At 36.3% G+C, this 23,949-nt stretch carries 27 protein-coding genes and 1 riboswitch; of the genes, 19 read left to right on the forward strand and 8 right to left on the reverse strand.

Annotated elements, in window-relative coordinates; all coding sequences use genetic code 11:
• A partial coding sequence (locus BAQ44_RS17520) for an amino acid permease (RefSeq protein WP_116758379.1) occupies positions 1–403 on the reverse strand: 403 nt, incomplete at its 3' end.
• 117 nt (positions 404–520) lie between these two features.
• Here BAQ44_RS17520 and BAQ44_RS17525 point away from each other — a divergent pair.
• From BAQ44_RS17525 to BAQ44_RS17565, 9 genes are all read left to right on the forward strand, one after another.
• On the forward strand, positions 521–1,732 hold the full coding sequence (locus BAQ44_RS17525; RefSeq protein WP_071722616.1) for a cation:proton antiporter: 1,212 nt from the start codon (positions 521–523) through the stop codon (positions 1,730–1,732).
• A 126-nt stretch (positions 1,733–1,858) separates the two neighbouring features.
• Positions 1,859–2,188: a hypothetical protein gene (locus tag BAQ44_RS17530; RefSeq protein WP_061677852.1), complete on the forward strand. Its 330-nt coding sequence runs from the start codon at positions 1,859–1,861 to the stop codon at positions 2,186–2,188.
• Between the two features lie 17 nt (positions 2,189–2,205).
• Positions 2,206–3,069, forward strand: a complete 864-nt coding sequence (locus BAQ44_RS17535) for a MurR/RpiR family transcriptional regulator (RefSeq protein ID WP_061677853.1) — start codon at positions 2,206–2,208, stop codon at positions 3,067–3,069.
• A 150-nt stretch (positions 3,070–3,219) separates the two neighbouring features.
• On the forward strand, positions 3,220–4,104 hold the full coding sequence (gene murQ, locus BAQ44_RS17540) for an N-acetylmuramic acid 6-phosphate etherase (RefSeq protein ID WP_071722619.1): 885 nt from the start codon (positions 3,220–3,222) through the stop codon (positions 4,102–4,104).
• A gap of 24 nt (positions 4,105–4,128) precedes the next feature.
• Positions 4,129–5,493 (forward strand): PTS transporter subunit EIIC, encoded by a 1,365-nt coding sequence (locus tag BAQ44_RS17545; RefSeq protein WP_071722621.1) that lies wholly within the window; start codon positions 4,129–4,131, stop codon positions 5,491–5,493.
• A 48-nt stretch (positions 5,494–5,541) separates the two neighbouring features.
• Positions 5,542–6,615, forward strand: a complete 1,074-nt coding sequence (locus tag BAQ44_RS17550) for a DUF871 domain-containing protein (protein ID WP_071722624.1) — start codon at positions 5,542–5,544, stop codon at positions 6,613–6,615.
• Positions 6,616–6,767: 152 nt separating this feature from the next.
• Positions 6,768–7,172: a DoxX family protein gene (locus tag BAQ44_RS17555; protein ID WP_071722626.1), complete on the forward strand. Its 405-nt coding sequence runs from the start codon at positions 6,768–6,770 to the stop codon at positions 7,170–7,172.
• Between the two features lie 155 nt (positions 7,173–7,327).
• Positions 7,328–7,729: a nuclear transport factor 2 family protein gene (locus BAQ44_RS17560; protein ID WP_071722628.1), complete on the forward strand. Its 402-nt coding sequence runs from the start codon at positions 7,328–7,330 to the stop codon at positions 7,727–7,729.
• A gap of 87 nt (positions 7,730–7,816) precedes the next feature.
• Positions 7,817–8,299 (forward strand): PRK06770 family protein, encoded by a 483-nt coding sequence (locus BAQ44_RS17565; protein ID WP_063263502.1) that lies wholly within the window; start codon positions 7,817–7,819, stop codon positions 8,297–8,299.
• A 33-nt stretch (positions 8,300–8,332) separates the two neighbouring features.
• Here the strand turns inward: BAQ44_RS17565 and BAQ44_RS17570 are convergent, their stop codons facing one another.
• Positions 8,333–9,244, reverse strand: coding sequence for a DMT family transporter (locus tag BAQ44_RS17570; RefSeq protein ID WP_071722630.1), 912 nt, complete (start codon positions 9,242–9,244; stop codon positions 8,333–8,335).
• 204 nt (positions 9,245–9,448) lie between these two features.
• On the opposite strand from BAQ44_RS17570, the gene BAQ44_RS17575 reads away from it, so the two are divergent.
• The 6 genes from BAQ44_RS17575 (at position 9,449) to BAQ44_RS17600 (ending at position 13,669) form a co-directional block, all read left to right on the forward strand.
• Positions 9,449–9,943 (forward strand): Lrp/AsnC family transcriptional regulator, encoded by a 495-nt coding sequence (locus BAQ44_RS17575; protein WP_061677859.1) that lies wholly within the window; start codon positions 9,449–9,451, stop codon positions 9,941–9,943.
• Between the two features lie 128 nt (positions 9,944–10,071).
• Positions 10,072–10,527: an N-acetyltransferase gene (locus BAQ44_RS17580; RefSeq protein WP_063263505.1), complete on the forward strand. Its 456-nt coding sequence runs from the start codon at positions 10,072–10,074 to the stop codon at positions 10,525–10,527.
• Between the two features lie 358 nt (positions 10,528–10,885).
• Entirely contained in the window at positions 10,886–11,230 is a 345-nt protein-coding gene (locus BAQ44_RS17585) for a DMT family transporter (RefSeq protein WP_071722632.1), read from the forward strand.
• A 2-nt stretch (positions 11,231–11,232) separates the two neighbouring features.
• The gene (locus tag BAQ44_RS17590) at positions 11,233–11,547 is read left to right on the forward strand and encodes a DMT family transporter (RefSeq protein WP_000539674.1); all 315 of its coding nucleotides are present in this window, start codon (positions 11,233–11,235) and stop codon (positions 11,545–11,547) included.
• Between the two features lie 129 nt (positions 11,548–11,676).
• Positions 11,677–12,255 carry a TetR/AcrR family transcriptional regulator gene (locus tag BAQ44_RS17595; protein WP_063263507.1) on the forward strand — a complete coding sequence of 193 codons (579 nt, stop codon included), beginning with the start codon at positions 11,677–11,679 and terminating at the stop codon, positions 12,253–12,255.
• 211 nt (positions 12,256–12,466) lie between these two features.
• Positions 12,467–13,669: an MFS transporter gene (locus BAQ44_RS17600; protein ID WP_061677864.1), complete on the forward strand. Its 1,203-nt coding sequence runs from the start codon at positions 12,467–12,469 to the stop codon at positions 13,667–13,669.
• 153 nt (positions 13,670–13,822) lie between these two features.
• On the opposite strand, the gene BAQ44_RS17605 is transcribed toward BAQ44_RS17600, so the two are convergent.
• Complete coding sequence (locus tag BAQ44_RS17605) at positions 13,823–14,161, reverse strand: winged helix-turn-helix transcriptional regulator (RefSeq protein ID WP_001059468.1); 339 nt, start codon at positions 14,159–14,161, stop codon at positions 13,823–13,825.
• A 168-nt stretch (positions 14,162–14,329) separates the two neighbouring features.
• On the opposite strand from BAQ44_RS17605, the gene BAQ44_RS17610 reads away from it, so the two are divergent.
• Together BAQ44_RS17610 and BAQ44_RS17615 are read left to right on the forward strand one after the other, a co-directional pair.
• Entirely contained in the window at positions 14,330–14,869 is a 540-nt protein-coding gene (locus BAQ44_RS17610) for an ester cyclase (protein WP_071722634.1), read from the forward strand.
• A 23-nt stretch (positions 14,870–14,892) separates the two neighbouring features.
• On the forward strand, positions 14,893–15,441 hold the full coding sequence (locus BAQ44_RS17615; RefSeq protein ID WP_071722637.1) for an NAD(P)H-dependent oxidoreductase: 549 nt from the start codon (positions 14,893–14,895) through the stop codon (positions 15,439–15,441).
• An 18-nt stretch (positions 15,442–15,459) separates the two neighbouring features.
• Here BAQ44_RS17615 and BAQ44_RS17620 read toward each other — a convergent pair whose 3' ends face one another.
• Complete coding sequence (locus BAQ44_RS17620; protein ID WP_071722640.1) at positions 15,460–17,199, reverse strand: SgrR family transcriptional regulator; 1,740 nt, start codon at positions 17,197–17,199, stop codon at positions 15,460–15,462.
• 105 nt (positions 17,200–17,304) lie between these two features.
• On the opposite strand from BAQ44_RS17620, the gene BAQ44_RS17625 reads away from it, so the two are divergent.
• Positions 17,305–18,567 carry an MDR family MFS transporter gene (locus tag BAQ44_RS17625; protein WP_071722642.1) on the forward strand — a complete coding sequence of 421 codons (1,263 nt, stop codon included), beginning with the start codon at positions 17,305–17,307 and terminating at the stop codon, positions 18,565–18,567.
• A 52-nt stretch (positions 18,568–18,619) separates the two neighbouring features.
• Here BAQ44_RS17625 and BAQ44_RS17630 read toward each other — a convergent pair whose 3' ends face one another.
• From BAQ44_RS17630 to BAQ44_RS17645, 4 genes are all read right to left on the reverse strand, one after another.
• Positions 18,620–18,823 carry a hypothetical protein gene (locus BAQ44_RS17630; protein WP_071722644.1) on the reverse strand — a complete coding sequence of 68 codons (204 nt, stop codon included), beginning with the start codon at positions 18,821–18,823 and terminating at the stop codon, positions 18,620–18,622.
• A gap of 240 nt (positions 18,824–19,063) precedes the next feature.
• On the reverse strand, positions 19,064–19,579 hold the full coding sequence (locus BAQ44_RS17635; RefSeq protein ID WP_071722646.1) for a type 1 glutamine amidotransferase domain-containing protein: 516 nt from the start codon (positions 19,577–19,579) through the stop codon (positions 19,064–19,066).
• Positions 19,580–19,860: 281 nt separating this feature from the next.
• Positions 19,861–21,060 carry an ABC transporter permease gene (locus tag BAQ44_RS17640; RefSeq protein ID WP_071722648.1) on the reverse strand — a complete coding sequence of 400 codons (1,200 nt, stop codon included), beginning with the start codon at positions 21,058–21,060 and terminating at the stop codon, positions 19,861–19,863.
• A gap of 60 nt (positions 21,061–21,120) precedes the next feature.
• A complete protein-coding gene (locus tag BAQ44_RS17645) occupies positions 21,121–22,545 on the reverse strand; it encodes an amino acid permease (RefSeq protein ID WP_016089172.1) in 1,425 nt (474 codons plus the stop codon).
• A gap of 146 nt (positions 22,546–22,691) precedes the next feature.
• Positions 22,692–22,878, reverse strand: a riboswitch (Lysine riboswitch).
• A 201-nt stretch (positions 22,879–23,079) separates the two neighbouring features.
• Here BAQ44_RS17645 and racE point away from each other — a divergent pair.
• A complete protein-coding gene (gene racE / locus BAQ44_RS17650; RefSeq protein ID WP_071722650.1) occupies positions 23,080–23,907 on the forward strand; it encodes a glutamate racemase in 828 nt (275 codons plus the stop codon).
• Positions 23,908–23,949: the final 42 nt, after the last annotated feature.

Here is a 23,949-nt window from a genome sequence, read left to right on the forward strand (position 1 = left end):
CGACTGCAAGTAAATATTCGAGCATTAAACACCAGCCAACGATAAAGGCGACGACTTCTCCGACTGTCATATATGCGTAAGTATACACACTTCCAGAGACAGGAATCGAAGAAGCAAATTCGGCATAACAAAAGGCTACACAAGCACAAGTAAATGCAGCAATAAGGAATGATAGCATAATACCAGGACCAGAATGTTTCGCTGCGACAATACCTGTTAATACAAAGATCCCTGTCCCAATTACGGCACCAATTCCTAAAAATGTTAAATCGAGTGCCGTTAATGTTCTATCTAGCTGCCGTGGTGATTCAGTACTAAGCGGTTTTTTTCGTAATAATGACTTCACTTTGGACTCTCCCCCCGTTTTTTCATTTCCATAACTGCGAATATAGTATGAGCCCACTAGAAAAGAGTATGTAGGTAAATGGAGGTACAGTTATGGTATGTAGTTTTTTTAAAATTCTGGATTAATTTTATTATAATTCAGAATATTTTGTCAAATTAAAATGTGACAAATAAAATGCGAATAAATAGGGGAAACTACTGGCAGGAATGGACGAGGGTTAATGACCCACTCATTAAAGTTAAAGTAGGAGCAGATGCTATGTTATTTTATTTTGAACTTGTTGTCATTTTACTTTGTACGAAATTAGCTGGCGATATTAGCGTAAGACTTGGCCAGCCTTCTGTACTTGGTAAATTACTTGTCGGTATTATTATCGGTCCAGCTGTACTTGGTATTATTAATAGTTCTGAATTGATCGATGAACTGAGTGAGATTGGTGTTTTACTACTCATGTTTATGGCAGGGCTTGAAACAGATTTAGAAGAGTTAAATCGGAATTTGAAATCATCATTTGCAGTAGCGGCTGGTGGAATTATTTTTCCTTTCATCGGTGGTTACGTAACAGGATTGTTGTTTGGATTAATACAATCTCATGCGATTTTCTTAGGATTATTACTTTGCGCAACGTCAGTTAGTATTACGGTGCAAACGCTAAGAGATTTAGGGAAAATGAATACGAGAGAAAGTACAACGATTTTAGGTGCTGCTGTATTTGATGATGTCATCGTCGTTATTTTATTAGCGTTCGTTATGAGTTTTTTAGGAACGCAAGATGTGAATATAACACTTGTTATCGTAAAGAAAATTATTTTCTTTGTCAGCATTGTTTTTATTGCCTGGAAAGTTGTGCCTTGGATTATGAAAATGCTCGTGCCACTTCGTGTAACTGAGGCATTAATTAGTGCAGCTCTTATTATTTGTTTCTCTTTTTCGTATTATAGTGAAATGATGGGGATTGCAGGTATTATCGGAGCATTTGCAGCCGGAATTGCCATTTCTCAAACAGAGTATAAGCACGAAGTAGAACATAAAATTGAACCGATTGCGTATGCGATATTTGTGCCAGTGTTCTTCGTAAGTATTGGAATGGAAATTACCTTTCAAGGAATTGGAAGTCAGCTTTGGTTCATTATCATCATGACGCTTATCGCGATTTTTACAAAGTTAATTGGATCAGGTTTAGGAGCAAGATTAACAGGATTCAACCTTCAATCTTCTATTAGTATCGGTGCGGGGATGGTATCACGTGGTGAAGTAGCGCTTATCATTGCAGCAAATGGACTTACAGCGAATTTATTGGCGAAAGAAAATTTCACAGCGATTGTTATTGTTGTTATATTAACAACGATTATTACACCACCGCTTTTGAAAAAATATTTTGTATAGAGAGGAAGAGCTTATCTCATGTAGGTAAGCTCTTTTTTTATTGGAAAAAAGCGATAGGCATATAGCGTGAATAGGTTGTAATTATGGTAAAATCTACGTATATGATAAGTCGAGGGGAGAAAATGTGTGAAGATTACGAAGGGAAAGGTTATCGGTGTAATCACACTTATTGCACTATGTATACCGTTTACTGCATGGAAAGAGTCAAAAGTGAAAGATTTTCCAGTTTCTATTTTTTCTTCCTACGTAGAAGACGAAAATCCGAAAGACTATAAGTACACTGCTTTTGTACCTGACTTTGCAATTTGGATACGTGGATGGGAAAAACAGCAATCTGAAGGTGAAATAACTTCATATAAAAAAGGGGATCGAACTGTAATTGTTCACCATCCACCTGGTAATGATGGTTTTTATTTATATGATACAAATGAGATTAAAGAATATAAGCAACCGTAAGAAGTGGAGGTTAAATAGTGAAAGCTTCAACGTTACTATTTAAAATTGAAAGTAATATGGATCAATTTTCACCAGCTGAAAAGAAGGTTGCCATGTACATAATGGGGAATGCAGAAATTGTTCCGAATTTAACGACGAAAGAAGTGTCAACGAATGCAGGCGCAAGTGAGGCGAGTGTTGTTCGCTTTTGTAAATCGATTGGAATCGGAAGCTTTAAAGCATTTAAAATCGCGCTCGTTCGTGAATTAACGATTGCTGATTATAATATTAACGATTTTTCAGTGATGAATACGGAAGATGGACCGTACGATTTGTTTAATAAAGTTACATATGTGAATAAAGCTGCAATTGAGGCGAGCGTGACGGCTATAGATAAGAAGGAACTTGAGAAAGCAGCGGACCTTATTGTAAATGCGGATAAAATTATCTTTTACGGAGTAGGTGGATCAGCTACTCCGGCGATGGACGGGGCTTATAAATTTACAAGGCTCGGATTTACAGCGATGATGCTATCTGATTTTCATATGATGTTGCCGCTTGTGACGAATTTAAAAGAGGGCGATATATTTGTGGCGATTTCAACATCTGGTCGTACGAAAGATGTGCTTGAAATGGCGCAATATGCGAAGAGACAAGGTGCAACAGTTATTGCGATTACAAAGCTCGATCAATCATCACCGTTATATAAAGAGGCGGATATTCGTCTTTGTATGCCAGATGTAGAACAAGATCATCGTATTGCGAGTATTGCTTCGAGAATGACGCAACTGAATATGATTGATGCTTTATATGTCATTACGTTTAATCGTATCGGTAATAAAGTGTTGGATCAATTTATGGAGACAAGAGAAGAAGCTTTGCGCTTACGGAAGCTAAAATGAGAAGATGGGGAAACCCATCTTTTTTTTCGTACAGACATAAATTCGTCATGAAAAGAAATAAAATTTCATAAAATAATAAAGTGATATTGATTTTAAATTTCTTAAAGTTATAATAAAAGTATGAAATAAAATTTCAAAGCAGGTGATAATATGTTAGAAAATTTATCGACAGAACATCGGAATGAGAAGACGATGAATTTAGATGAGATGAGCATAAAAGAAGTGTTGCAAAGTATGAATGAAGAAGATCGAACTGTTGCATTAGCAGTTGAAAATGAAATAGAAGAAATTGAAAAGGTTGTAGGGGTTGTTATTCAATCTTTTGAAAAAGAAGGCCGACTAATTTACATTGGGGCTGGTACGAGTGGTCGTTTAGGTATTCTGGACGCAGTGGAATGTCCACCGACATTTGGCACAGATGATACAATGGTGCAAGGATTTATAGCAGGTGGATTGAAAGCGTTTACTAAAGCGGTGGAAGGTGCCGAAGACCGCGAAGAGTTAGCGGAAGAAGATTTAAAAAGTATTGGATTAAACGAGAAAGATACAGTGATTGGAATTGCGGCAAGTGGTCGCACGCCTTATGTAATTGGTGGTTTGAAGTACGCGGCTAGCGTGGGAGCAAGTACAGCAAGTGTCTCTTGTAATAAAAATGCTGAAATAAGTAAATATGCAAAACTAAATGTGGAAGTAGAAACAAGCGCAGAAATTTTAACAGGCTCAACGCGTTTGAAGGCTGGTACAGCGCAAAAATTAGTGCTGAATATGATTTCAACAGCTTCTATGATTGGTGTTGGGAAAGTATATAAAAATTTAATGGTAGATGTTCAATCCACAAATGAAAAATTAGTAGAAAGATCAAAACGAATTATTGTGGAAGCAACAGGGATTAGTTATGAAGTAGCAGCGGAGTATTATGAAAAAGCAGAACGTAATGTGAAAGCTGCGATTGTTATGGTGTTATTGCAGTGTGAGTATGGGGAAGCACTGGGAAAATTAAAAGAAGCGAAAGGGTTTGTGAAGAAGGCATTATAAAATAATAGGGAGGGGGATTCTATTATGAAGAAAGAAGAGAGAATGGCCAGAGAAATTTCAGAGCAACTTGGGGGAGTAAAGAATATTCGTGGCATTGCTCATTGTATGACGAGACTGCGATTAACGCTTCATGATGAAAGTAAAGTGAATATGGAACTTTTGAAAAAGGTTGAAGGGGTTATGGGTGTTATTGAAGATGAGACGCTTCAAGTTGTTGTTGGGCCAGGGACAGTAAATAAAGTAGCAGCTGAAATGGAAGGTTTAACGGGACTGCGAATTGGTGAGGTGGCAGATCATCACCTTGAAGATCTTGGGCAAGAGATGAAGTCAGAGAGGAAGAAGAAAAATAATACGCCAGTGAAAAACTTTTTACGAAAAATAGGAAGTATTTTCATTCCGTTAATTCCAGGTCTTGTTGCGTCAGGAATTATAAACGGGGTTGCTAACTTTGCGAAAAACGCAGGTGCTGATCCGAATGCAACGTGGCTACAAATGCTACTACTCATTGGTGGCGGTATCTTTACATTCTTAGGAATTTTAGTCGGCTGGAATACAGCGAAAGAATTTGGCGGGACACCCGTTCTTGGGGCAATTGCTGGTATTTTAATTTTTAACCCAGCGATGGCGAATGTAAAGTTATTCGGTGAAGCGCTCGTACCCGGACGGGGCGGATTGTTTGCAGTTATTTTTGCAGCATGGCTTATGGTTGTAGTGGAAAGACAAGTTCGAAAAGCAGTGCCAAATGCAGTTGATATTATCGTGACACCACTCATTACTGTATTAGTCGTAAGTATCGTAACGATGTTAGCGATTCAGCCGGTAGCAGGTTTCTTATCTGAAGGAATTACAAGCGGGATTAACGGTATTTTAAGTATTGGCGGAGCGTTTGCAGGAGCAGTGCTTGCTGGAACATTTTTACCGCTCGTTATGGTCGGATTACATCACGGTTTAACACCAATTCATATGGAGTTTATTAATCAAACGCACGTAACGCCTTTATTACCAGTACTAGCAATGGCTGGAGCTGGGCAAGTAGGAGCAGCGATTGCGATTTTTGTAAAAACAAAAAACAAACGACTTCGTAACGTAATTAAAGGTGCATTACCAGTTGGGTTTTTAGGAATCGGCGAACCGTTATTATACGGGGTTACATTACCACTTGGGAAACCGTTTCTTACAGCTTGTTTAGGAGCGGCAGTTGGCGGTGCATTCCAAGCAGTTATGAAAACAGCCGCACTCGGAATTGGCGTATCAGGATTATCATTAATTCCGTTAATTGCTGATAATAAATATTTATTATATTTCCTTGGATTAGTAGTGGCATATACGTTCGGATTTATCTTTACGTACTTCTTCGGATTTAAGGAAGAAATGGCAGAAAACATATAGAGAAAGGGATTCCTTTCTCTTTTTCTATTCATAGAAAGGGAGATTCATATGATAGGAGTTTCAATTTATCTTGCAAAAGAACGAGTAAAGAAACAAGAAGAGTGGCTAAAAGTAGCGAAGGAAAACGGGTTTTCATCTATTTTTACATCATTGCACATTCCAGAAGATGATCCAAATACGTATAAAGAGTTAATTCAAATACTCGGGAAGCAAGCTCTCGAAAATGAAATGGAATTAATGGTCGATGTTTCTCCAAAGTCGTTACACCATTTAGGGATGACGTACGAAAATGTCGAAGAGTTAGTAAACTGGGGCATTACTGGTTTACGAATGGACTATGGCATTGCGCCGAAAGAAATCGCACGCGTATCCCATAAAATGAAAGTAGCTTTAAATGCGAGTACGATTACGGATTCATTTTGGGAAGAGTTAATCATAGAAAATATAAAGGTAGAGAATGTAGAAGCGTGGCATAATTTTTATCCACGTCCAGAAACAGGGCTAGCAAAATCATTTTTACAAAAACAAAACGAATACTTACATGAGTGCGGCATAAAAACGATGGCATTTATTCCGGGAGATGGGGAAAAACGTGGTCCGCTATATGAAGGCTTACCAACGTTAGAAAAGCACCGCAATATGCGCCCGCTTGAAGCGTACTTAGAACTTGTACAAGATTGTGGTGTCGATAAGGTGTTAATCGGGGATATAAGCGGAAGTGTAGAAAGTGTACAAGAGATAGCAAGTGCGAGCAGAGGAATTATTCCGCTGCGGTATGAGCCATTGATAGAGAAAAATGAAGTATTAAAAATGGTAGAACAAGTGCATACAAATAGACTAGATCCAGCTCGTGATGTCATTCGCTCTGTAGAATCACGAGAAGAAAACAAGGTGATTGTACAGCCGATGCATACCATTGTAAGAAAGAAAGGCAGCATTACAATTGATAATGAATTGTATGGTAGATATGCTGGGGAGATGCAAGTTGTTGTACATGATTTGTCTAAGGATGAGAAAGTGAATGTTGTTGGAATGGTTGTAGAAGAGGACTTGTCTTTGTTGCCGTATGTTGGTGCTGGAAAAATGTTTCAACTTTTTTTGTGCGATAGAGTAAAAGCTTGAATTAGCGCTATTTTGTAAGAAAACATTATCCGTAAATGGGATAATGTTTTTTGTTTTCTTTAAAAAAGTATTTGACGAATGAAATGAAATACCGTATTGTTTTGACTTGTAAATAAAAGTTCACCATAACAAAACAAAAAGGAGAGTTCAAAATGAACCAATATATTGGGAATTTAATTATTCGCATCGTGTTAGGAGTGACATTCTTTGCGCACGGTTTAGCGAAGTTTCAATCAGGTATCGATAACGTAGCAGGATGGTTTACAAGTATCGGCTTACCGGGTGTTCTTGCGTATGGCGTGGCAACTGTGGAATTAGTTGGTGGCATCTTATTAATTATCGGTTTAGGCGTAAAATATGTAGGATTGTTATTTGCACTTATTTTAGCTGGAGCTATCGTAAAGGTAAATGGAGCAGCAGGTTTATTAGGAGATGGAAAGAATCCAGGATATGAATTAGATCTTGCATTACTAGCAATGGGTGCGTATTTATTCGTTGTAAAAGCAGAAGGATATGTAGATCGTTTCTTAAAAGAGAAAGTAATGAAAACGAAGTAAACTTATTTATAAATTGTTGACTTGAATCACCATTGTAACTATAATGATTACAACTCGTGGATTAAGAATAAAACAATTTAAATATTTTTTCGCACAAGGTGTAACTATATAGGTTACATCTTGTGCGAAAAATAAATAGAATGGGAGGAAGTAACATGCCTAAATCAAATTTAGAAATTATTCGAAGTACATATGAAGGATCGGCTCCTTCGAATGCAAAACATTTAGCAGAAGCCCTCTCTGAAAAAGTAGAATGGACAGAGGCAGAAGGATTCCCGTATGGGGGAACTTATATAGGTTTGGAAGCAATAATGGAAAATGTATTTAGCCGATTAGGATCAGAATGGGATGATTATAAAGCGAGAGTAAATATGTACCATGAAGTAAACGCAAAAGATGTAATTATTGCGGAAGGTGTTTATTCAGGAATTTATAAAGAAACGGGAAAATCATTTGAAGCAGATTTTGTTCACGTATGGCAGATGGAAAACGGAAAAATCATAAAATTCAAGCAATATGTGGATAGTTATATTGTGCAAGAAGCGATGAAGGTTTAAAATGAAATAAGGAAACAAATGGAATCGGCTGTGCGCAGGCGATTCCATTTGTTTATGTGATTATTAGGGGAATGGGGAGTACATAATATGAAAAAATGGATAATAGGGGCAATTACAATGATTGTAATTGCGATAGGAGCTGTATTCGGTGTTACTAAACTGCTTAATTATATAGAGGAAGAGGAGAAGAGTCTTAAAACACAAAAAGTGATGAGCCAACAGGACAAGAAAGTTGCGGAAGAGAAACCACAGTTTAGTGAGGATGAAATTATTTCTACCATGCATAGGATGGTACATCAAAAAGTGAAATCCTCTGAAAAATGGGGGTTTATTGAAATGACAAATAAGGAAATTGTTAGTGCCAAGAAGGCGGTAGAAAGTAGTACAAATTTTAAATATAAATCAAAGCTACTTGCTACTTTAGAGCGCTGGGAGAAAGGTGATTTTTCACAAACGGTCGAGGAGCATAACTTTTTGTGGGAAATTCAAGGTGGTGATACTGGAAAGGCAACAGAACGTTTATCGCCAGAAGAAGAAAAGCAGTATGTGAAAGAAATGAAAGGTAAATAAAAATATCGCCACTTTGGTGGCGACATTTTTTTGTTAAGAATGTTTCCGCATTAAAGCTCTAGTTGGCTGAACAGCAACCGTTTTGAAATGGGAAAATAAATAACATCCCGTTACAACGATCATTGTCCCTACAATTTGTATCCACGTTAGTTCTTCACCGAGGAAAAGGAATGCTAAAATAGCTGTGAAAATCGGATTGAAATTTAGAAAAATACCGGATGTCGTAGCTCCTAATTTTTGTACGCCAATATTCCAAAACACCATACAAAGAACCGTTGAAATAAGCCCTGTATATAAAAGGGATGTGATGAAGGAAGTATTTATATTTGTAACAGTGAAGCTCCCAATGTTAAATGGCAGTAATAAAATAACACCGAAAATACCAGAGTATAATGTTGCCATGAGCGGTGTAGTTGTTTTTGTTGCCCATTTACTGCAAACAGAATACATGCCCCAAATACAAACAGCCGCAAGCATCCATAAATCGCCACTATTAAAATGTAGTGAAAATAAAAGTGCAAAGTTACCTTTTAATAGGACAAGAATAACCCCAAAGAATGAAAGAATCATGGATAGAATTTGAAGTGTATTTACTTTTTCTTTTAGAAATAATACTGAAAATAGTGCAATGGAAATCGCATTTAATGTAGAAATAAGCCCTACATTCGTTGCAGATGTTTTTTCTAGTGCTAGAAATTGAAAGATGTTAAAAAGGGCGACCCCTGAAATCCCCATTAGTATTAACGGAAGTATTGCAGCACGAGGTGGAATGATTTTCTTTTCTTTAAACCAAACCATCGGTAATAAACAAACAATCGCAATCATCCATCTTAAACTTGTAAGTGTCATCGGAGACGCGTGATCAACGAGCGATTTTCCAACGACGAAATTTCCTCCCCATAATAAGCTCGTTAGTAATAGTAAAAAGACATAAAAATAAGGCATACTAAAATCCCCTTTGTTGTAATCAATGTGAATTATAAATAATTTTAGCATTTTTCTTTATTATGCAATATATTATTTTGTATAATGGAAAAAAGTCGATAAAATATTTTGTTTTGAATGCTATTTATGGAAAGATATTCAGTTTTATATAGATTGTAAGGTGTTTTTTCGAATAATCATCGGTAATAAAAAGGGGGAATTTTGATGGAGTCGTCTGTTATTAAAGTGTTAGATGATTTAGATGTACAAATTTTAGATATATTGCAGAAGGAGTCACAAGTAAGTAATGCAGAGCTTGCGCGACGCGTTAATTTATCACCAGCTGCGATGCATGCGAGAATAAAAAGATTAGATGGAGAAGGGTTCATTGATAAGCAAGTAGCCATTTTAAATCAAGAAAAGCTTGGTTTTGATTTGTTATGCTTCATTTTTATGAGTACAAATATTCATAAATCAGATAAACTTGACGTGTTGGAAAAAGAATTAGAATCGATGCCGGAAGTGTTAGAATGTCACTGCTTAACAGGAGAGTATGATTATTTATTAAAGGTTGCAAATCGTGATCGTAAAGAACTAGAGCAGTTTATTAGAAAGCTGAATAAGCTTGGTATTACAAGGATACAGACGAGTTTAGCACTTCGTGAAATTAAATATTCGACCGTATTACCGATACGAAATGAAGAACCGAGCATCGATTAGATTGCTCGGTTTTTTGTTTGTATAAAGTGATTGACGGGGAGAAAGGAGAGATGTATTATTATATAAAATTATGTATTAAAATTCAATTATGCTTATAAATATTAATATCGGTGGCAAGGGGATAGAATATGAAAATCTTTAATGCAGTTACGAGTGATGTGAAAGAAATTTATAGTCTCATTGAAGCTTATGCAAAAGAGGGAGTGGTTTTACCGCGTTCGCTTTTGTCTCTCTATCAATATTTGCAATGTTTATATGTTATGAAAGAAGGGGAAGAAATTGTTGGAGTTGCTGGTTTACATGTGTTAGGGGAGGACCTTGCAGAAGTTCGGTCATTAGTCGTTTCACATACATATGCAGGAAAAGGAATCGGGCGTATGTTAGTGAACCATGTAATCAATGAGGCAGCGAAAATAAAAGTGAGTAGAGTTATTTCTTTAACATATGAAACGGAATTTTTTCAAAAGTGCGGTTTTGATTTTGTGAATAGAGAGGCGTTACCAGAGAAAGTATGGATTGATTGTAGACATTGTCCAAAGGTTGATTATTGTGATGAGGTGGCGATGATTCGGTATGTTGGGTGAAACAAAAGTAAAAAAGAGCAGCTAGCACAAGCTAACTGCTCTATTAAAGGGATCTCTCCAAGGGGGAGTGGAGAAAATATTATGTTACTAGCAGTATTAACAGATTATTAGGAAATATACAAATCGGATGAAATAAATTTTAAATAAACTTTCGGCATTGACAGCTTTTAAAATATTCATGTACAATATTCATGAATGACATTCAGTCATTTTTTCGGTGAGTGGATACAATTAGCTTGGAAATGGAACAAATATAATGGTAAATGAGGATGATAGTTGTTTTATATATAGTAGTGTTGAAAGAGCATATTTTTTTAAAACAAAAATGACTGATAGTCAGTCATAAGAGGTGAGAGGTATGAAAAATAGAGCTTGGTTATATGTCATATTAACGTGTATCTTTGAAATTTTTTGGGTATTTGGTTTTAATACGGCCGATACTTGGTGGCATTGGATTATTATTTTAGGAGTTATTGCTGTTGATTTTCACTTCCTTTCTAAAGCGTGTGAACATCTTGCGACAGGAACTGTATATGCCATTTTTGCCGGAGCTGGTACGGTAGGTACTTTCTTAATGGATGTATTCCTTTTCGGAGGAAGTTTCAGTATAGGAAAGTTATTCTTCATCGTGATGGTTGTAGCTGGCGTTATCGGTTTAAAGCTAGCTGATAATAAAGAAGAAACTATGGAAGGAGCTGCTTAAAGATGGGTTGGTTTTTCGTATTTTGTGCTGCAATTAGTGAAATAGTCGGTGTGATCGGTCTAAAAATGTATAGTAAAGATAAAACATTAGCAAATGGTGCGCTTTATATAGGCGGGTTTGCTACATCCTTCGCATTCTTGTATACATCTTTCTTATTTTTACAAGTAAGTGTCGCGTATGCGGTTTGGATTGGTATTGGAACAGCAGGTGCCGTTTTATTAAACATGTTTCTGTTCGGTGAGTCGAAAAGTAAAGCACGTATCATTAGTGTGGCTCTTATTGTATGCGGAGTGACAGGATTAAAGGCTCTGTCGTAAAAATATATTGTATCTCCTAACAAGTCGTTAGGAGATTTTTGTTATAAAAAGTACACGATAATTGACAGTACAGCTAGTTATTTTATAAAATGAGTGACAGTCATTCAATACGCGTTTGAAAGGGTTTAGATGATGAATAAAAAAGAGAAAATTGTCTATGCAGCTATTGAAGTGTTTCAGGAAAAGGGCGTTGAAAAAACGAAGATTTCTGATATCGTGAAATTAGCTGGCATTGCACAAGGAACTTTCTATTTATATTTTCCTTCTAAGTTATCTGTTATGCCTGCAATAGCAGAAGTGATGGTTGAAAAGATGATACTTGCAGTGAAAGAAAAAGTGCAAAACGATGCGCCTTTCTCAAATAAAGTGACGCAAGTAATAGATGCGGTGTTTCACTTTATAGCGGAATATCGTGAAATACAGGCTTTAATGTATGCGGGTCTTGCATCTACAGAACATATAAAAGAATGGGAAGCTGTGTATGAGCCTCTTTATATGTGGCTAAGCGAGTTTTTAAATGAGGCGAAAGAAGCTGGTGAAATTCGTGATTCGGTTCATGCGGAGCGAACAGCGAAGTTATTTATTGCTCTTGTTGAGTCAGCAGCGGAACAAGTTTATTTATATGATCATAAAGATGATGAGCAAGTCGAGCTACAAAAGGCAGAAGTACTAGATTTTTTAACACATGCACTACATATAAAGAAATAGTGAGATGAACCTGTCTGAAAAGGTAGGTTCATTTTTGAGGAAAACTGAATGATAGTCATTCACCTAATGCTTATGTATGTGTGGAAGGATAGTGTGAAATTCTAATGAGTAGAGGCATCTCTACTCATGATTAGCCCACAAATAGCAGGATAAAGAAAAAGCTTCTTGGGCATTATTTTTTTGAGGAACTAACGGGAAGAGGTGTTAAAAAGTGAAGAAACCGATAAAAGAACAAAAGATGGTATTGGTCATTCTTTTGAGTAATATATTTATCGCTTTTTTAGGGATTGGATTAATCATTCCGGTTATGCCGTCCTTTATGAATGACATGAGTTTAACAGGGAAGACGATGGGATATCTCGTTGCAGTGTTTGCAATGGCTCAGCTTATTACGTCACCTATTACAGGCCGGTGGGTTGACCTTTACGGCAGGAAGAAAATGATCATCATTGGGTTATTTATTTTTGGTGTTTCAGAACTTCTTTTTGGATTAGGAAAAGATGTGTGGATGCTTTATGTAGCACGAGTGTTAGGCGGAATTAGTGCTGCGTTTATTATGCCTGGTGTTACGGCATATGTTGCGGATATTACCTCTATGCAAGAACGTCCAAAGGCGATGGGATATTTATCTGCAGCAATCAGTACTGGATTTATTATAGGGCCTGGAATTGGCGGATTTATTGCAGAATACGGTATACGTGTGCCATTCTTCGTTGCAGCAGCAATTGCTTTTATAGCATGTGTAATTTCGATCTTTATTTTGAAAGAACCGTTAACGAAAGAAGAGCTTGCAGAGATTTCTGCTAACACGAAAGAATCAAGTTTTATTGGTGATTTAAAGAAATCATTACATCCAATGTATGCAATTGCATTTATTATCGTATTTGTACTCGCATTCGGATTATCGGCGTATGAAACTGTGTTTAGTCTGTTTTCTGATCATAAGTTTGGATTTACACCGAAAGATATTGCAGCAATTATTACGATTAGCTCCATCTTTGGGGTAGTTGTGCAAGTATTTATGTTTGGCAAATTGGTCGACATGTTCGGTGAAAAAGTGTTAATTCAAATATGTTTAATTGTAGGTGCAGTATTAGCATTCGTCTCAACTGTAGTCTTTAATTATTGGATTGTACTTCTCGTTACTTGCTTCATTTTCTTAGCATTTGATTTACTTCGTCCAGCTTTAACGACGTTTTTATCAAAAGCAGCCGGAAAAGAGCAAGGATTCGTTGCTGGTATGAACTCGACTTATACGAGTTTAGGAAATATCGCAGGACCAGCGATGGGCGGAATATTATTTGATATGAATATTCATTATCCATATGCATTTTCAGGAGTTGTTTTAATAGTTGGTCTCGGCATTACATTTATGTGGAGAGAGAAACAGCTAGCTGAAAGTTTTGCGAAGTAATTAAACCCCTTACGACGGTAAGGGGTTTTTGTTTTATCCCGCTTTAATGGGCAGTAAGACCCCCACCTAAAAATTCACTGAAAGCAAAGAATTTAGGTGGGGGTCGGGCTGCCCATAAAAGTCCGATTGGTGAGGGCTGATTAAAGTTTCACTCTATAAGCTTAATCCAAATCGTTTTAATTCAATGAAAATCCCCTCTAATTGCTTTCCTTTATCCGTTAATGTGTACTCTACACGAGGCGGAACTTCTGGATATACTTTTCTCGTTATGATGCCTTGAGATTCTAATTCTTTTAGTCGAAGCGATAATGTTTTCGGACTAATCCCGTCCATTGATTTTTGTAAATCACTAAAGCGCAATGTTCCTTCGATAAGAAGGTCACGAATGATTAAAAACGTCCATTTTGTACGAATTACATCAAGCGTTTTAGCGATAGGACAAGGTATGCCAGGTAAACCTTTCGTTAATTCAACTGGATCTATATTGTTCATGGAACTAGCCTCCATAAAATTTTTTGAATGAATTTGCTTTATAGTATCACAAAACTATACTTTTGGTAACTATATGAAAAAAATATCACTACTTCCATAAAGGAAGTTAGTACATATACAATAGCAATACGAAATACAAAGGGGTTAGATGAGGAGGAGGTGATTTTCATGGGGATAAAAAAGTTGGTTGGATTCCTTAGTTTGTTTGTTGTTTGTATTGTACTTGTAGCATGCGGCGTGGAAGAAAAGACGGAAGTCCAGTTATTAAAAGAAATGCCAAAGCCAAAAGCAATGACAATTGATCCCTCACTAAGTAAAAAAGAAGCGACAGAGATGGTTCATGCAGCACAGCGTTTTTATGCATTTTGGGATACAGGTAAAGAGGAACTTATTCCGCAGACTGTTACTGAAAAATTTTTTGATAATACATTGCCGAAAGGGCGACCACAAGGCAAGGAAGGATTAAAGTTTGCGGCACAAAATTTTCATAAAGTCGTTCCTAATATACATTGCGAGATTGAAGATTTATTAGTCGCCGGGGATAAAGTAACAGCTCGTCTTTCTTTTACAGGAACGCACAATGATAAGAAAATCAATTTTTTTGCTATTGATATTTTACATGTGAAAGACGGAAAGATAACGGAAGACTGGCATTTAGAAGATAATCTTACGCTGAAACAGCAACTTGGGTTAATAGCTGAAGAGTAAATGATATAGGGGAGAGAAAAGCGATGAAAAATATATTCATTATAAATGGACATGAAAAATACGGCACAAAGGAAGGCAGATTAAATAAAACGTTAGTTGATTATATGATAACAATATTAAGCGAGAATCATCATGTGAAAGTAACAACGATTCAAGATGGCTATAGTATTAAAGAAGAACAGGAGAAGTTTTTATGGGCTGATGTTGTCATTTATCAAACGCCGATTTACTGGTTTAGTGTACCAGGGTTATGTAAAACGTATATGGATGAAGTATATGAATACGGTTTGTTCTTTAAAGGTGCTGATGAATATGGAACAGGTGGTTTATTAAAAGAGAAAGAGTATATGTTTTCTACAACTTGGAATGCACCTGAGAAAGCATTTGGGGATAAGACGAAGTTCTTTGAAGGGGAAAGTTTAGAATCAGCACTTAGCCACTTACATCGTGTACAGAAGTTTCTTGGCATGAGTCCGTTAAAGAGCTTTGCTTGTTATGATGTGGTGAAGAATCCTACGATTGATACGTATTTAGAGAACTTGAAGAATCATTTAGAAGAAGTCATTCAATAATTAAAGCCATCCCCGTATTTAATGCGGGGATGGCTGTATCCATAACTTCGCAAAATTTGCCCAGCCGAATGAATCAATTGTTACGTTCTTTAAAGAAGAAGGATATGTTTTTCTTTTTAAAACGTGATAGTTAAATAAAATGATGTTTTCTGCTTGTAAAAATTCTTCGATTTCATACATGAGCTCATAGCGCTTCTCTTTATTTTCTTCTAATAAAAAGGTATCAAGTAAACAGTTAATTTGGTTTTCATAGTGCGGGTCCATGAAACGATTTACGAAGCAACTTTTATTTTTAAACACATTTAAGAAGGCGAGTTCATGATCGGCAGCAAATACTTCTCCCATGAAAATAATATCGGCGTGCTTATCGATAGAATGATCCATATAATCTGAAACGAGAAATGGATGAAGCTCTACGTGTATTCCTAATTGTTCACAACGTTCCTTTAAGAAATATGCATCATTTGCACTATCTTTAAATGCAAAGAAATAAATATGTATCGTTTCTCTATTATAGGTGCTCTTTATTAAATACTCTTTCGCTTTTTCTAAAGAGTAGGACCTTTTAGTAGCTTGGCGACTTCTTTCAGGGAAAAAGCTTGATGCGGCAATTGTTCGTCGGCCATCTATGCTATGAAGTATCCTTTCAACGTCATATAGTTCTCTCCAAGCTTTTCGAAAATACATGTCGTGATGAGGACCAGGTTTTGTAAAATTGAAGCTAGCATAAATACAACCTATTTCTTCTATTTGTATATCATGCCTTTCATTTTCCGCTTCATTTGGTAGTTCATAATCAGCATCGATTTGTACATGATCAGGAATACCCCAAAATTCAATACGGTCTAATAACGCGCGCTCTTTAAAATAATGGGTGAACGCTTCGAGTACGATATTGTCTTCCGAGTAATGAGCAAGTTTGAAAGGTCCAGTACCTATATAATGATGATTTTGAATACTAGCATCACGCGGCAAAATTGCTAGTTGCATGGAACTTACATAGTGTAAGAAAAATAAGTTGGGTTTTGCTAAATGGAATCGAATTTGCAGTGGTGATGGTGTTTCAATTTGAACAATTTCTTCTGTTAACCATTCGAAAGGAGAGTGAACTTGCTTTAATCGTTCAAATGAAAATTGTACATCTTTAGAAGTTAAAATTGTTTGGTTATGAAAATATATATCCTTTCGTAAATAAAAGGTCCACGTAAGTCCGTCTTCACTTAATTCCCAAGTATGCGCGATGTGTGGTTCCATTTTTTCAGTAACATCGTTATAAACGACTAACGTATCAAAAATTTGACTCGTAAGATGGCTCTCTGTAGTTACAGCCACAAAGGCTGGATCTAATGGGAATATCTTTCTTGATATAGGAATCTTTAATATGTCGTACATATCATTTGAAGGTTCGTATCCAAAATGATGATGTAGTTTATTTTCTATCTTTTTTTGAAGTGCAAGAGGTAGCGGTTCTTTTAAAAGAAGAAAGATATCCTTTAATTTTTCTTGCGCTAACAGTTCATCTGTGTAGGATTCAATCGCTTCTACGAGACTATGTATAAATAGAATTTCCGTTTTATTCCCGCGGCCTCTCCCTGGAGTCCAGTGAATGAATTGCTCCTCACTCATTTTCTTTAATAAAATTTTTACGTTTTTCGTACTGCAATATAAAATATCCGCTAATTCTTGTAAGCTATTTCGGATATGCTGTTGATCTTGTGCATGTAGTCTTAACCGAATGTAATAGTCCATGATTTTCATATATACACTTCCTTCTATTATAAAAGGGGAAACTCTTTAGAATATTCTAACCTTTTTCTTCCTCTTTTTCAAAGTAAAATAAGTAAGCATAAGGAGGGGAAAACAATGGGGTTTTGGAGTATGCATCGAAATATAAAAATTAGAATTATAACTTCGTTTTTAACACGTACTGTGTCCACGATGATTTTTCCATTTATGGCGATTTATTTTTCAATAAAATTAGGTAGTGCGATTGCTGGTGCGTTACTACTCATTAATGTCATAGCTTCATTAGTAATTGGTTTATACGGTGGATATGTGGGGGATCGGCTCGGGCGTAAAAAGGTGATGATTATCGGTCAAAGTATACAAGTCATTTCCATTGCTTGTATGGGGGTTGCGAATTCGGATTATGTAGACTCACCGTGGCTAACATTTATATTTATGTTAGTGAATAGTTTAGGATCTGGACTTATGAATCCTGCGACAGAGGCGATGTTAATTGATGTGAGTACACCGGAAAATCGAAAAGTGATGTACAGCATTAACTACTGGGCGATTAATTTATCCATTGCGATTGGAGCGATATTTGGCGGATTACTATTTGAGAACTATAGATTGCAATTGTTCATCGGATTAACAGTTATTGCAGTTATTACTTTATATGTGATGGCTGTATATATGGAAGAAGTGTATGTAGCACGAAAAACGGTGGAGAAGAAAAATGTATTAAAAGATATGGCAGATAGTTATAAAGTTGTGATGAAAGATAGAGCGTTTTTAATTTTTTGTGCAGCAAGTATATGCACATTATCTTTAGAGTTTCAGGTTAATAACTATTTAGGAGTACGTTTGCAGCAGGAATTTGAAACGGTGAACTTTTTATTCGGGAATGGTTTTACATTTGATTTAACAGGTATTCGAATGATGAGCTGGATTTCAGCAGAGAATACAATTTTAGTTGTGTTATGTTCGGCGCTTCTTATTAAAATGCTGAAACGCTTCAATGATTTGAAAATCTTATATGTAGGTTTATTCATTTATACGATTGGCTTTACAGTACTCGGAACGAGCAATAGTTTATGGATCTTATTAATCGCAGGGCTTTTCCAAACAGTAGGAGAGATGATGTATGTGCCAGTACGTCAATCTATTATGGCAGATATGGTGCCAAATGAGGCAAGAGGTTCATACATGGCGATTAACGGAATGGTCTTTCAAGTGGCAAAAATGAACGGGGCATTAGGTGTTATGATAGGTTCATTTCTTGCATCTTGGGGCATGAGTGCTCTGTACTTTATCGTTGGTATGAGCAGTATTTTATTATTTATGAAGGCGATAGGGAAAGAGAAGTATGAGGATGAGAGAGAGGTTTCTCAGATTGGGTAAAACTATATAAAAAGCGAACCAGTTATACTGGGACTCGCTTTTTATATGATTTTTAGAACGGATCAACTTCAGCTAAGTCTGGAGTGGTGCTAGGCTGTAGCAAAAGATTTTTTAACGTTCCTACTTCAGAAAGAGCTACTAATATGTAGCCACTAATTAGTACAATAAGCCCAATGACGCGTAACGTTTGTAAACTCACTTCATTATTATTCGTTTCCGGTGGATTTGGGGGCGTTGAAGGCGGATTGTTATTCATAAATAAGGCTCCCATCTTTTGTATTTATATATTTGTAAAATCATTATTTAACTTATGGATAGGAATCGTATAGTCATTTTCACTATATGAGAACTGCTTATGAAAAGTGATTAGAAGTTCTGGGGAGAGAAAAGAGGGTGTATGAAAAGATCATTAAAAATAAGGTTCTTTTTTGTTTTTCATACAAATAAAAAGATTAATCAAAGTAGCTAAATAGCTACTTTGATTAATCTTTAATAACTATCCCAATATACGCAATGATTCTTCAATAAACGCTGGGATATCCTCCGGTTGTCTACTTGTTACTAGCTGATTTTGGCATACGACAACCTCTTTGTCATGAAAATTTCCACCGGCATTTTTCAAATCGACCGCAATGGATTTATATCCAGTCACATCGCGTCCTTCAAGTGTTTGTGCAGTAATGAGTAATTGGGGTCCGTGACAAATAGCGAAAACAGGTTTTTTCGTATCCATAAATGCTTTACTAAAGCGAACAAAACGTTCATCTGCACGAAGTATATCTGGGGAAAATCCGCCTGGTATGAAGAGGGCATCAAAGTTCTCTGGAGAAACATCATCAATATTTTTATCAATTACGACTTCGCTTTTTCCTTGCTTACCGTGTACTGTTTTACCTTTTTCCATTTCAATAGTTGTTAATTCATATCCCTTTTGTTTAAATGCTTCTGCTGGCTCTGTGTATTCTGTGTCCTCGAAATAATCCGTTATTAAAATAGCAATTTTTTTACTCATCCTAATCCGCTCCTTACATTATATTATCGGTTTCAGAATCATCCTTGAGCAATGTCTTGTATAAAGTGAAACTTTAATTCATATTTTTTCATTCCCTCCAGTTTCTTTGCCCTGTTACTTTAATACATACCCTTTTTATTAGGACGTAAACATGTATTATCGTTTTTGTGTGTAAAATCATAAAATATCGGTTGTGCCGGTAATTCTTGTTTGAGGAAGAAAAATAAAAAAGCCAAGGAGATAATTTGTTTTCCCCTTGGCTTTTAAGATGATTTTTTTCGTTAAAATGCGGAAATTCGTTGCTTTGTTTTTGGTACAATAATAAATTTGATCCAGAGTAACCCGACAATCATAATGATAAGGCTATGCAAAAGTTGACCTGTAGCAAGGAGTATAACAATTGAAAATACAATGAGTTGCATGCTTAGTAATATAAAGATTAAGCGAAGAAATTGATTCATTCGTTTTTCAGTATTAATTGGATATAATGCTACGATAATATTTCCCGAAAAATATTTCCACAGGGAACGGAGCTGCATAGAAATCATATATAGGACGATATATGCGATAGCGCCTTTTACGTATATGTTTGGTATAAAATATAAGGCGAAGGCACCGATTAATCCTAAGCGAATATATATACCGAAATAATCATTCCCGCGTAAAAATGCGAGTGTATGTAAATAGAAGAAAGTTGCTCGCTTTTTATGTAATAAAGGTTCAATCCAATTTGTAAGCCATTTTCTTTTATTTACTTGCTTATTTAGTTGCGGAACATCGGTGAAAATGCTAGCAAATTGATAAAAACGAACGTTCATTTTTTCTTCTTGTTCGATTATGTAATCCCACGGTATTCGTTTTGTAGGCTGTTTTTTCGTATATAGAAGTAGGAAAGCAAGTAATAAGAGCAATCCGCCTAATATGAGAACATGTGCTGAGTAAAACAGCATGTAAATGATTAGGGCGTTACAAGCAATACGAATAATGAACCATATGTTTTTTTCATGGCTATCACGCCACATCCAATGTATGTACATATTCCAAGCTTTCGTAATCATTAAAACGATAAAGATTGTACATAAGAAAGGTACCGTTACTTGTAATGATTGCATTGCAAGTGGAACGAGAATCAGGAACGTAAACAATAATGGGAAAAGCTGAATGATGTAATTGTATAGAAGAGATTTTTTAAAATAAGATGTTAGTTTCTCTTCTAATGCAAGCAAGTAGACAGCATCAGGTTTTTGAATAAATGTACGAATCGGGCATCTCGTTATAATGAATGTAAGTACTATCGTGATGAGTAGTAAAGCTATTTCTTTAGAAGGAGATGATTTTAGAAACTGAGCATAGTAGTATGCTCCAACGCATGAAATAAAGATAAAGCTATATAGTAAACCGTTAATCATACGTGCAAAGTATGTAATGATATTTTGCATATGTTGTTGGAAGCGACTGCTCCATAGTGATTCGATTGACATGTTTTTCACCTCTTTGTTCTATTATATATGTTTTATAAAAGAAAAAACGAGCAAATTGCGTTATGCAACTTGCTCGTTTTTCTTTTCGTTATTTTTTTTCTGATCACGATTCATTAATGGATAGAAGGCAAAGCCGATTACGAATAAACCAATTCCGAGAAGGAACGTTTTTATATCGGATGCACCGGTTTTAATAACCCATAGTGCGTAGCAAAGTGCGATCACTGCGACTATACCATCTGTAATTCTTGCCCGCATTTCATTTTTATATGTTTCACCAGTTGCGACTAGTTTTAACTGGAAGATTGGTGAAACGAGATATGGAATGAGGTAGGCCAGGGTTGATACGGTAATAACGAATGTATAAGCTTCCGCAATAGTTCCTGATAATGTTGAGAATAAGAACACTTGCGACATAATGTTTGTTAATCGTAATGAGTAAATTGGACTTCCTTTTTTATTTGTTTTCGTGAAGAAGGAAGGGAAGAAACCTTCTTTTGCTGCTTGATATGGTACTTCTGAGCTTAATAAAATCCAGCCTAAGATAGAACCGAATAGGGAAGTAAGAGCAAGTAATGCCATCAGTTTCCCGCCGCCATGACCCATTGCAGCATTTAATGCATCTGCTAATGGACGTTCAGAAGCTTGTAATTTATCAACGTGAAGTACCCCCATTGTTAAAATGGTAATTCCTAAGTAAATCGCAACTGTAATAAGTAATCCTGCAACTGTTGCGCGTTTTACTGTTTTAGGAGAGGTAGCACGGTTTGATAAAAGTACTGCCGATTCAATTCCGATAAATGCCCAAAGCGTTGTAAGAGCAGCTAAGTTTACTTGTGAAAGTAGGCCGTGTGATACACCTGATTTATCGATCATCGGTGTGTACCATTGTCCAAACTTAGAAGCTTCGAATGCAAATAACGTAACGACGATGAATAAAAGGAATCCAGTTACTTTCGTTGTCGTTGCTAAGAAGTTTAGCTTTCCAGCTCCGCTTACACCGTTTGTTAATATAATATGAGTTCCCCAAAGTAAGATGGAACAAATCGTAAATGTAATTAGTTTTCCGACTTCTATGTTAAAAGAACCGATTGAAAATAGTAGTCGTGTATCTTTCATAATTGGGAAGAAGAGTGATAAATATCCCGCGAAAGATGTAATGATGGCAACGTTACTTGCCCAGTTTGCAACCCAATATCCCCATACCATACTGAAACCAGCCATTTTTTTCTTTTTTGGTGATGAGAATAAAGCATATGCATGACTTTGTGGTCCTGTCGTTAAATCAGGACGACGAATTGCTAAATTACCGAAAACAAGAGCTAGCATTAAAACACCAAACCCTGTTGTTAACCAAGCTAAAGTGACACCGAGAGGGCTTGCTGTTTGTGCCAACGTACTTGGCACCATGAAAATACCAGCGCCAACCATATTACCGACAACGAAAGCTGTTAGTACCCAAAAGCCCCATTTTTTTTGTTGCATAGAAAATACCTCCAAAGTTAGTATAACCAAGTCAAGCGAGGAGATATGTATGTCTTCTTAGTAGAGAAGAGAAGTCCCAAACAAAACAAAAAAAGCACGTAATTTGCCGCTACATGCTTTCTATCTTATAAGAAACCCACGACATACCTCTCGATAGCTCTCCACAAACGAAACATTTCGTTTGTGACAGTTCTGCACTTATTAAATGCAGACCCAGCAAGTGTGCATGGTGGACACAACTTACTTCGGCAATCATTCCTTTCTCATTCCTTCATCAATGCCACTACATCTCCTGAAACGATACTCTTAATGATTGCAACCTCTACCTCACCGAGATACGAATGAGGATTTAAATATTAAATTAACGTCTTTAAGAGTAACAAATGAATTTTTATACGTCAATGGATATAGTAATAATCAGATTATAGAGAAGAGTATGTGATTAAAAGCGAGAGGGATTGTTATGTAATATTCGAATTTTCGTAATATAATAAATGTTATTAGGGCTAGAAGATTGAGAAGGGGATGAAGTATATGCCTGCATGTAATAAAAATTCCGTAATAGGTGTACTAGATTCAGGGGTTGGGGGATTAACAGTTGCGAGTGAGATTATGCGTCAATTGCCTAAAGAGAGCATTTACTATATTGGTGATAATGATCGTTGTCCGTATGGGCCAAGAAGTGTAGAGGAGGTACAATCTTTCATATTTGAAATGGTTGAGTTCCTTAAAAAGTTTCCATTAAAAGCCCTAGTTGTAGCATGTAATACTGGTGCAGCTGCTGTATTGACTGATTTGCAAGAAGCACTTCCCATTCCGGTTATTGGCGTTATACATCCGGGAGCAAGGGCTGCAATTAAAGTGACAAAGAAAGGAAAAATCGGGGTAATTGGAACTGTAGGTACGATACAATCTAATATGTACGAAAAAGCATTACACGAGCTTGATACATATTTGGAAGTGCATAGTCATGCGTGTCCGACTTTAGCTACAGTTGTAGAAAATCAATTAGAAGATACAGCATATGTAACGCAGCAAGTGAAACAAGCTTTACTGCCATTAACGAAAGAAGATATAGATACGCTAATTCTTGGGTGTACGCATTATCCACTTTTAGAGTCCTATATAAAAAAGGAATTAGGAGAAGATGTAACGATTATTAGTTCGGCAGAAGAAACAGCGATAGAGTTAAGCACAATTTTACAACACAAAGGAATTTTGTCTGACAATCTGAATCCGAAGCATCGAGTTTTTACAACAGGTTCTGTTTCATCATTTGAACATATTGCTGAGCGATGGCTAGGGTATCAAATTGCTGTAGAATGTGTGAATTTAACTATGGAAAAACAACTCGTGAACTAAACTGTATAAAAAGAAGCTGATCCAAAACTAGATCAGCTTCTA

The organism is Bacillus mobilis, from assembly GCF_001884045.1.
Taxonomy (GTDB): domain Bacteria; phylum Bacillota; class Bacilli; order Bacillales; family Bacillaceae_G; genus Bacillus_A; species Bacillus_A mobilis.

What these genes read in the sequence shown, in the direction of transcription:
- BAQ44_RS17525 (WP_071722616.1), top strand. Translation starts at nt 521, where the DNA reads ATGCGAATAAATAGGGGAAACTACTGGCAGGAATGGACGAGGGTTAAT.
- murQ (WP_071722619.1), top strand. Translation starts at nt 3,220, where the DNA reads ATGTTAGAAAATTTATCGACAGAACATCGGAATGAGAAGACGATGAAT.
- BAQ44_RS17545 (WP_071722621.1), top strand. Translation starts at nt 4,129, where the DNA reads ATGAAGAAAGAAGAGAGAATGGCCAGAGAAATTTCAGAGCAACTTGGG.
- BAQ44_RS17550 (WP_071722624.1), top strand. Translation starts at nt 5,542, where the DNA reads ATGATAGGAGTTTCAATTTATCTTGCAAAAGAACGAGTAAAGAAACAA.
- BAQ44_RS17555 (WP_071722626.1), top strand. Translation starts at nt 6,768, where the DNA reads ATGAACCAATATATTGGGAATTTAATTATTCGCATCGTGTTAGGAGTG.
- BAQ44_RS17560 (WP_071722628.1), top strand. Translation starts at nt 7,328, where the DNA reads ATGCCTAAATCAAATTTAGAAATTATTCGAAGTACATATGAAGGATCG.
- BAQ44_RS17565 (WP_063263502.1), top strand. Translation starts at nt 7,817, where the DNA reads ATGAAAAAATGGATAATAGGGGCAATTACAATGATTGTAATTGCGATA.
- BAQ44_RS17570 (WP_071722630.1), bottom strand. Translation starts at nt 9,244, where the DNA reads ATGCCTTATTTTTATGTCTTTTTACTATTACTAACGAGCTTATTATGG.
- BAQ44_RS17575 (WP_061677859.1), top strand. Translation starts at nt 9,449, where the DNA reads ATGGAGTCGTCTGTTATTAAAGTGTTAGATGATTTAGATGTACAAATT.
- BAQ44_RS17580 (WP_063263505.1), top strand. Translation starts at nt 10,072, where the DNA reads ATGAAAATCTTTAATGCAGTTACGAGTGATGTGAAAGAAATTTATAGT.
- BAQ44_RS17585 (WP_071722632.1), top strand. Translation starts at nt 10,886, where the DNA reads ATGAAAAATAGAGCTTGGTTATATGTCATATTAACGTGTATCTTTGAA.
- BAQ44_RS17590 (WP_000539674.1), top strand. Translation starts at nt 11,233, where the DNA reads ATGGGTTGGTTTTTCGTATTTTGTGCTGCAATTAGTGAAATAGTCGGT.
- BAQ44_RS17595 (WP_063263507.1), top strand. Translation starts at nt 11,677, where the DNA reads ATGATGAATAAAAAAGAGAAAATTGTCTATGCAGCTATTGAAGTGTTT.
- BAQ44_RS17605 (WP_001059468.1), bottom strand. Translation starts at nt 14,161, where the DNA reads ATGAACAATATAGATCCAGTTGAATTAACGAAAGGTTTACCTGGCATA.
- BAQ44_RS17610 (WP_071722634.1), top strand. Translation starts at nt 14,330, where the DNA reads ATGGGGATAAAAAAGTTGGTTGGATTCCTTAGTTTGTTTGTTGTTTGT.
- BAQ44_RS17615 (WP_071722637.1), top strand. Translation starts at nt 14,893, where the DNA reads ATGAAAAATATATTCATTATAAATGGACATGAAAAATACGGCACAAAG.
- BAQ44_RS17620 (WP_071722640.1), bottom strand. Translation starts at nt 17,199, where the DNA reads ATGAAAATCATGGACTATTACATTCGGTTAAGACTACATGCACAAGAT.
- BAQ44_RS17625 (WP_071722642.1), top strand. Translation starts at nt 17,305, where the DNA reads ATGGGGTTTTGGAGTATGCATCGAAATATAAAAATTAGAATTATAACT.
- BAQ44_RS17630 (WP_071722644.1), bottom strand. Translation starts at nt 18,823, where the DNA reads ATGAATAACAATCCGCCTTCAACGCCCCCAAATCCACCGGAAACGAAT.
- BAQ44_RS17635 (WP_071722646.1), bottom strand. Translation starts at nt 19,579, where the DNA reads ATGAGTAAAAAAATTGCTATTTTAATAACGGATTATTTCGAGGACACA.
- BAQ44_RS17640 (WP_071722648.1), bottom strand. Translation starts at nt 21,060, where the DNA reads ATGTCAATCGAATCACTATGGAGCAGTCGCTTCCAACAACATATGCAA.
- BAQ44_RS17645 (WP_016089172.1), bottom strand. Translation starts at nt 22,545, where the DNA reads ATGCAACAAAAAAAATGGGGCTTTTGGGTACTAACAGCTTTCGTTGTC.
- racE (WP_071722650.1), top strand. Translation starts at nt 23,080, where the DNA reads ATGCCTGCATGTAATAAAAATTCCGTAATAGGTGTACTAGATTCAGGG.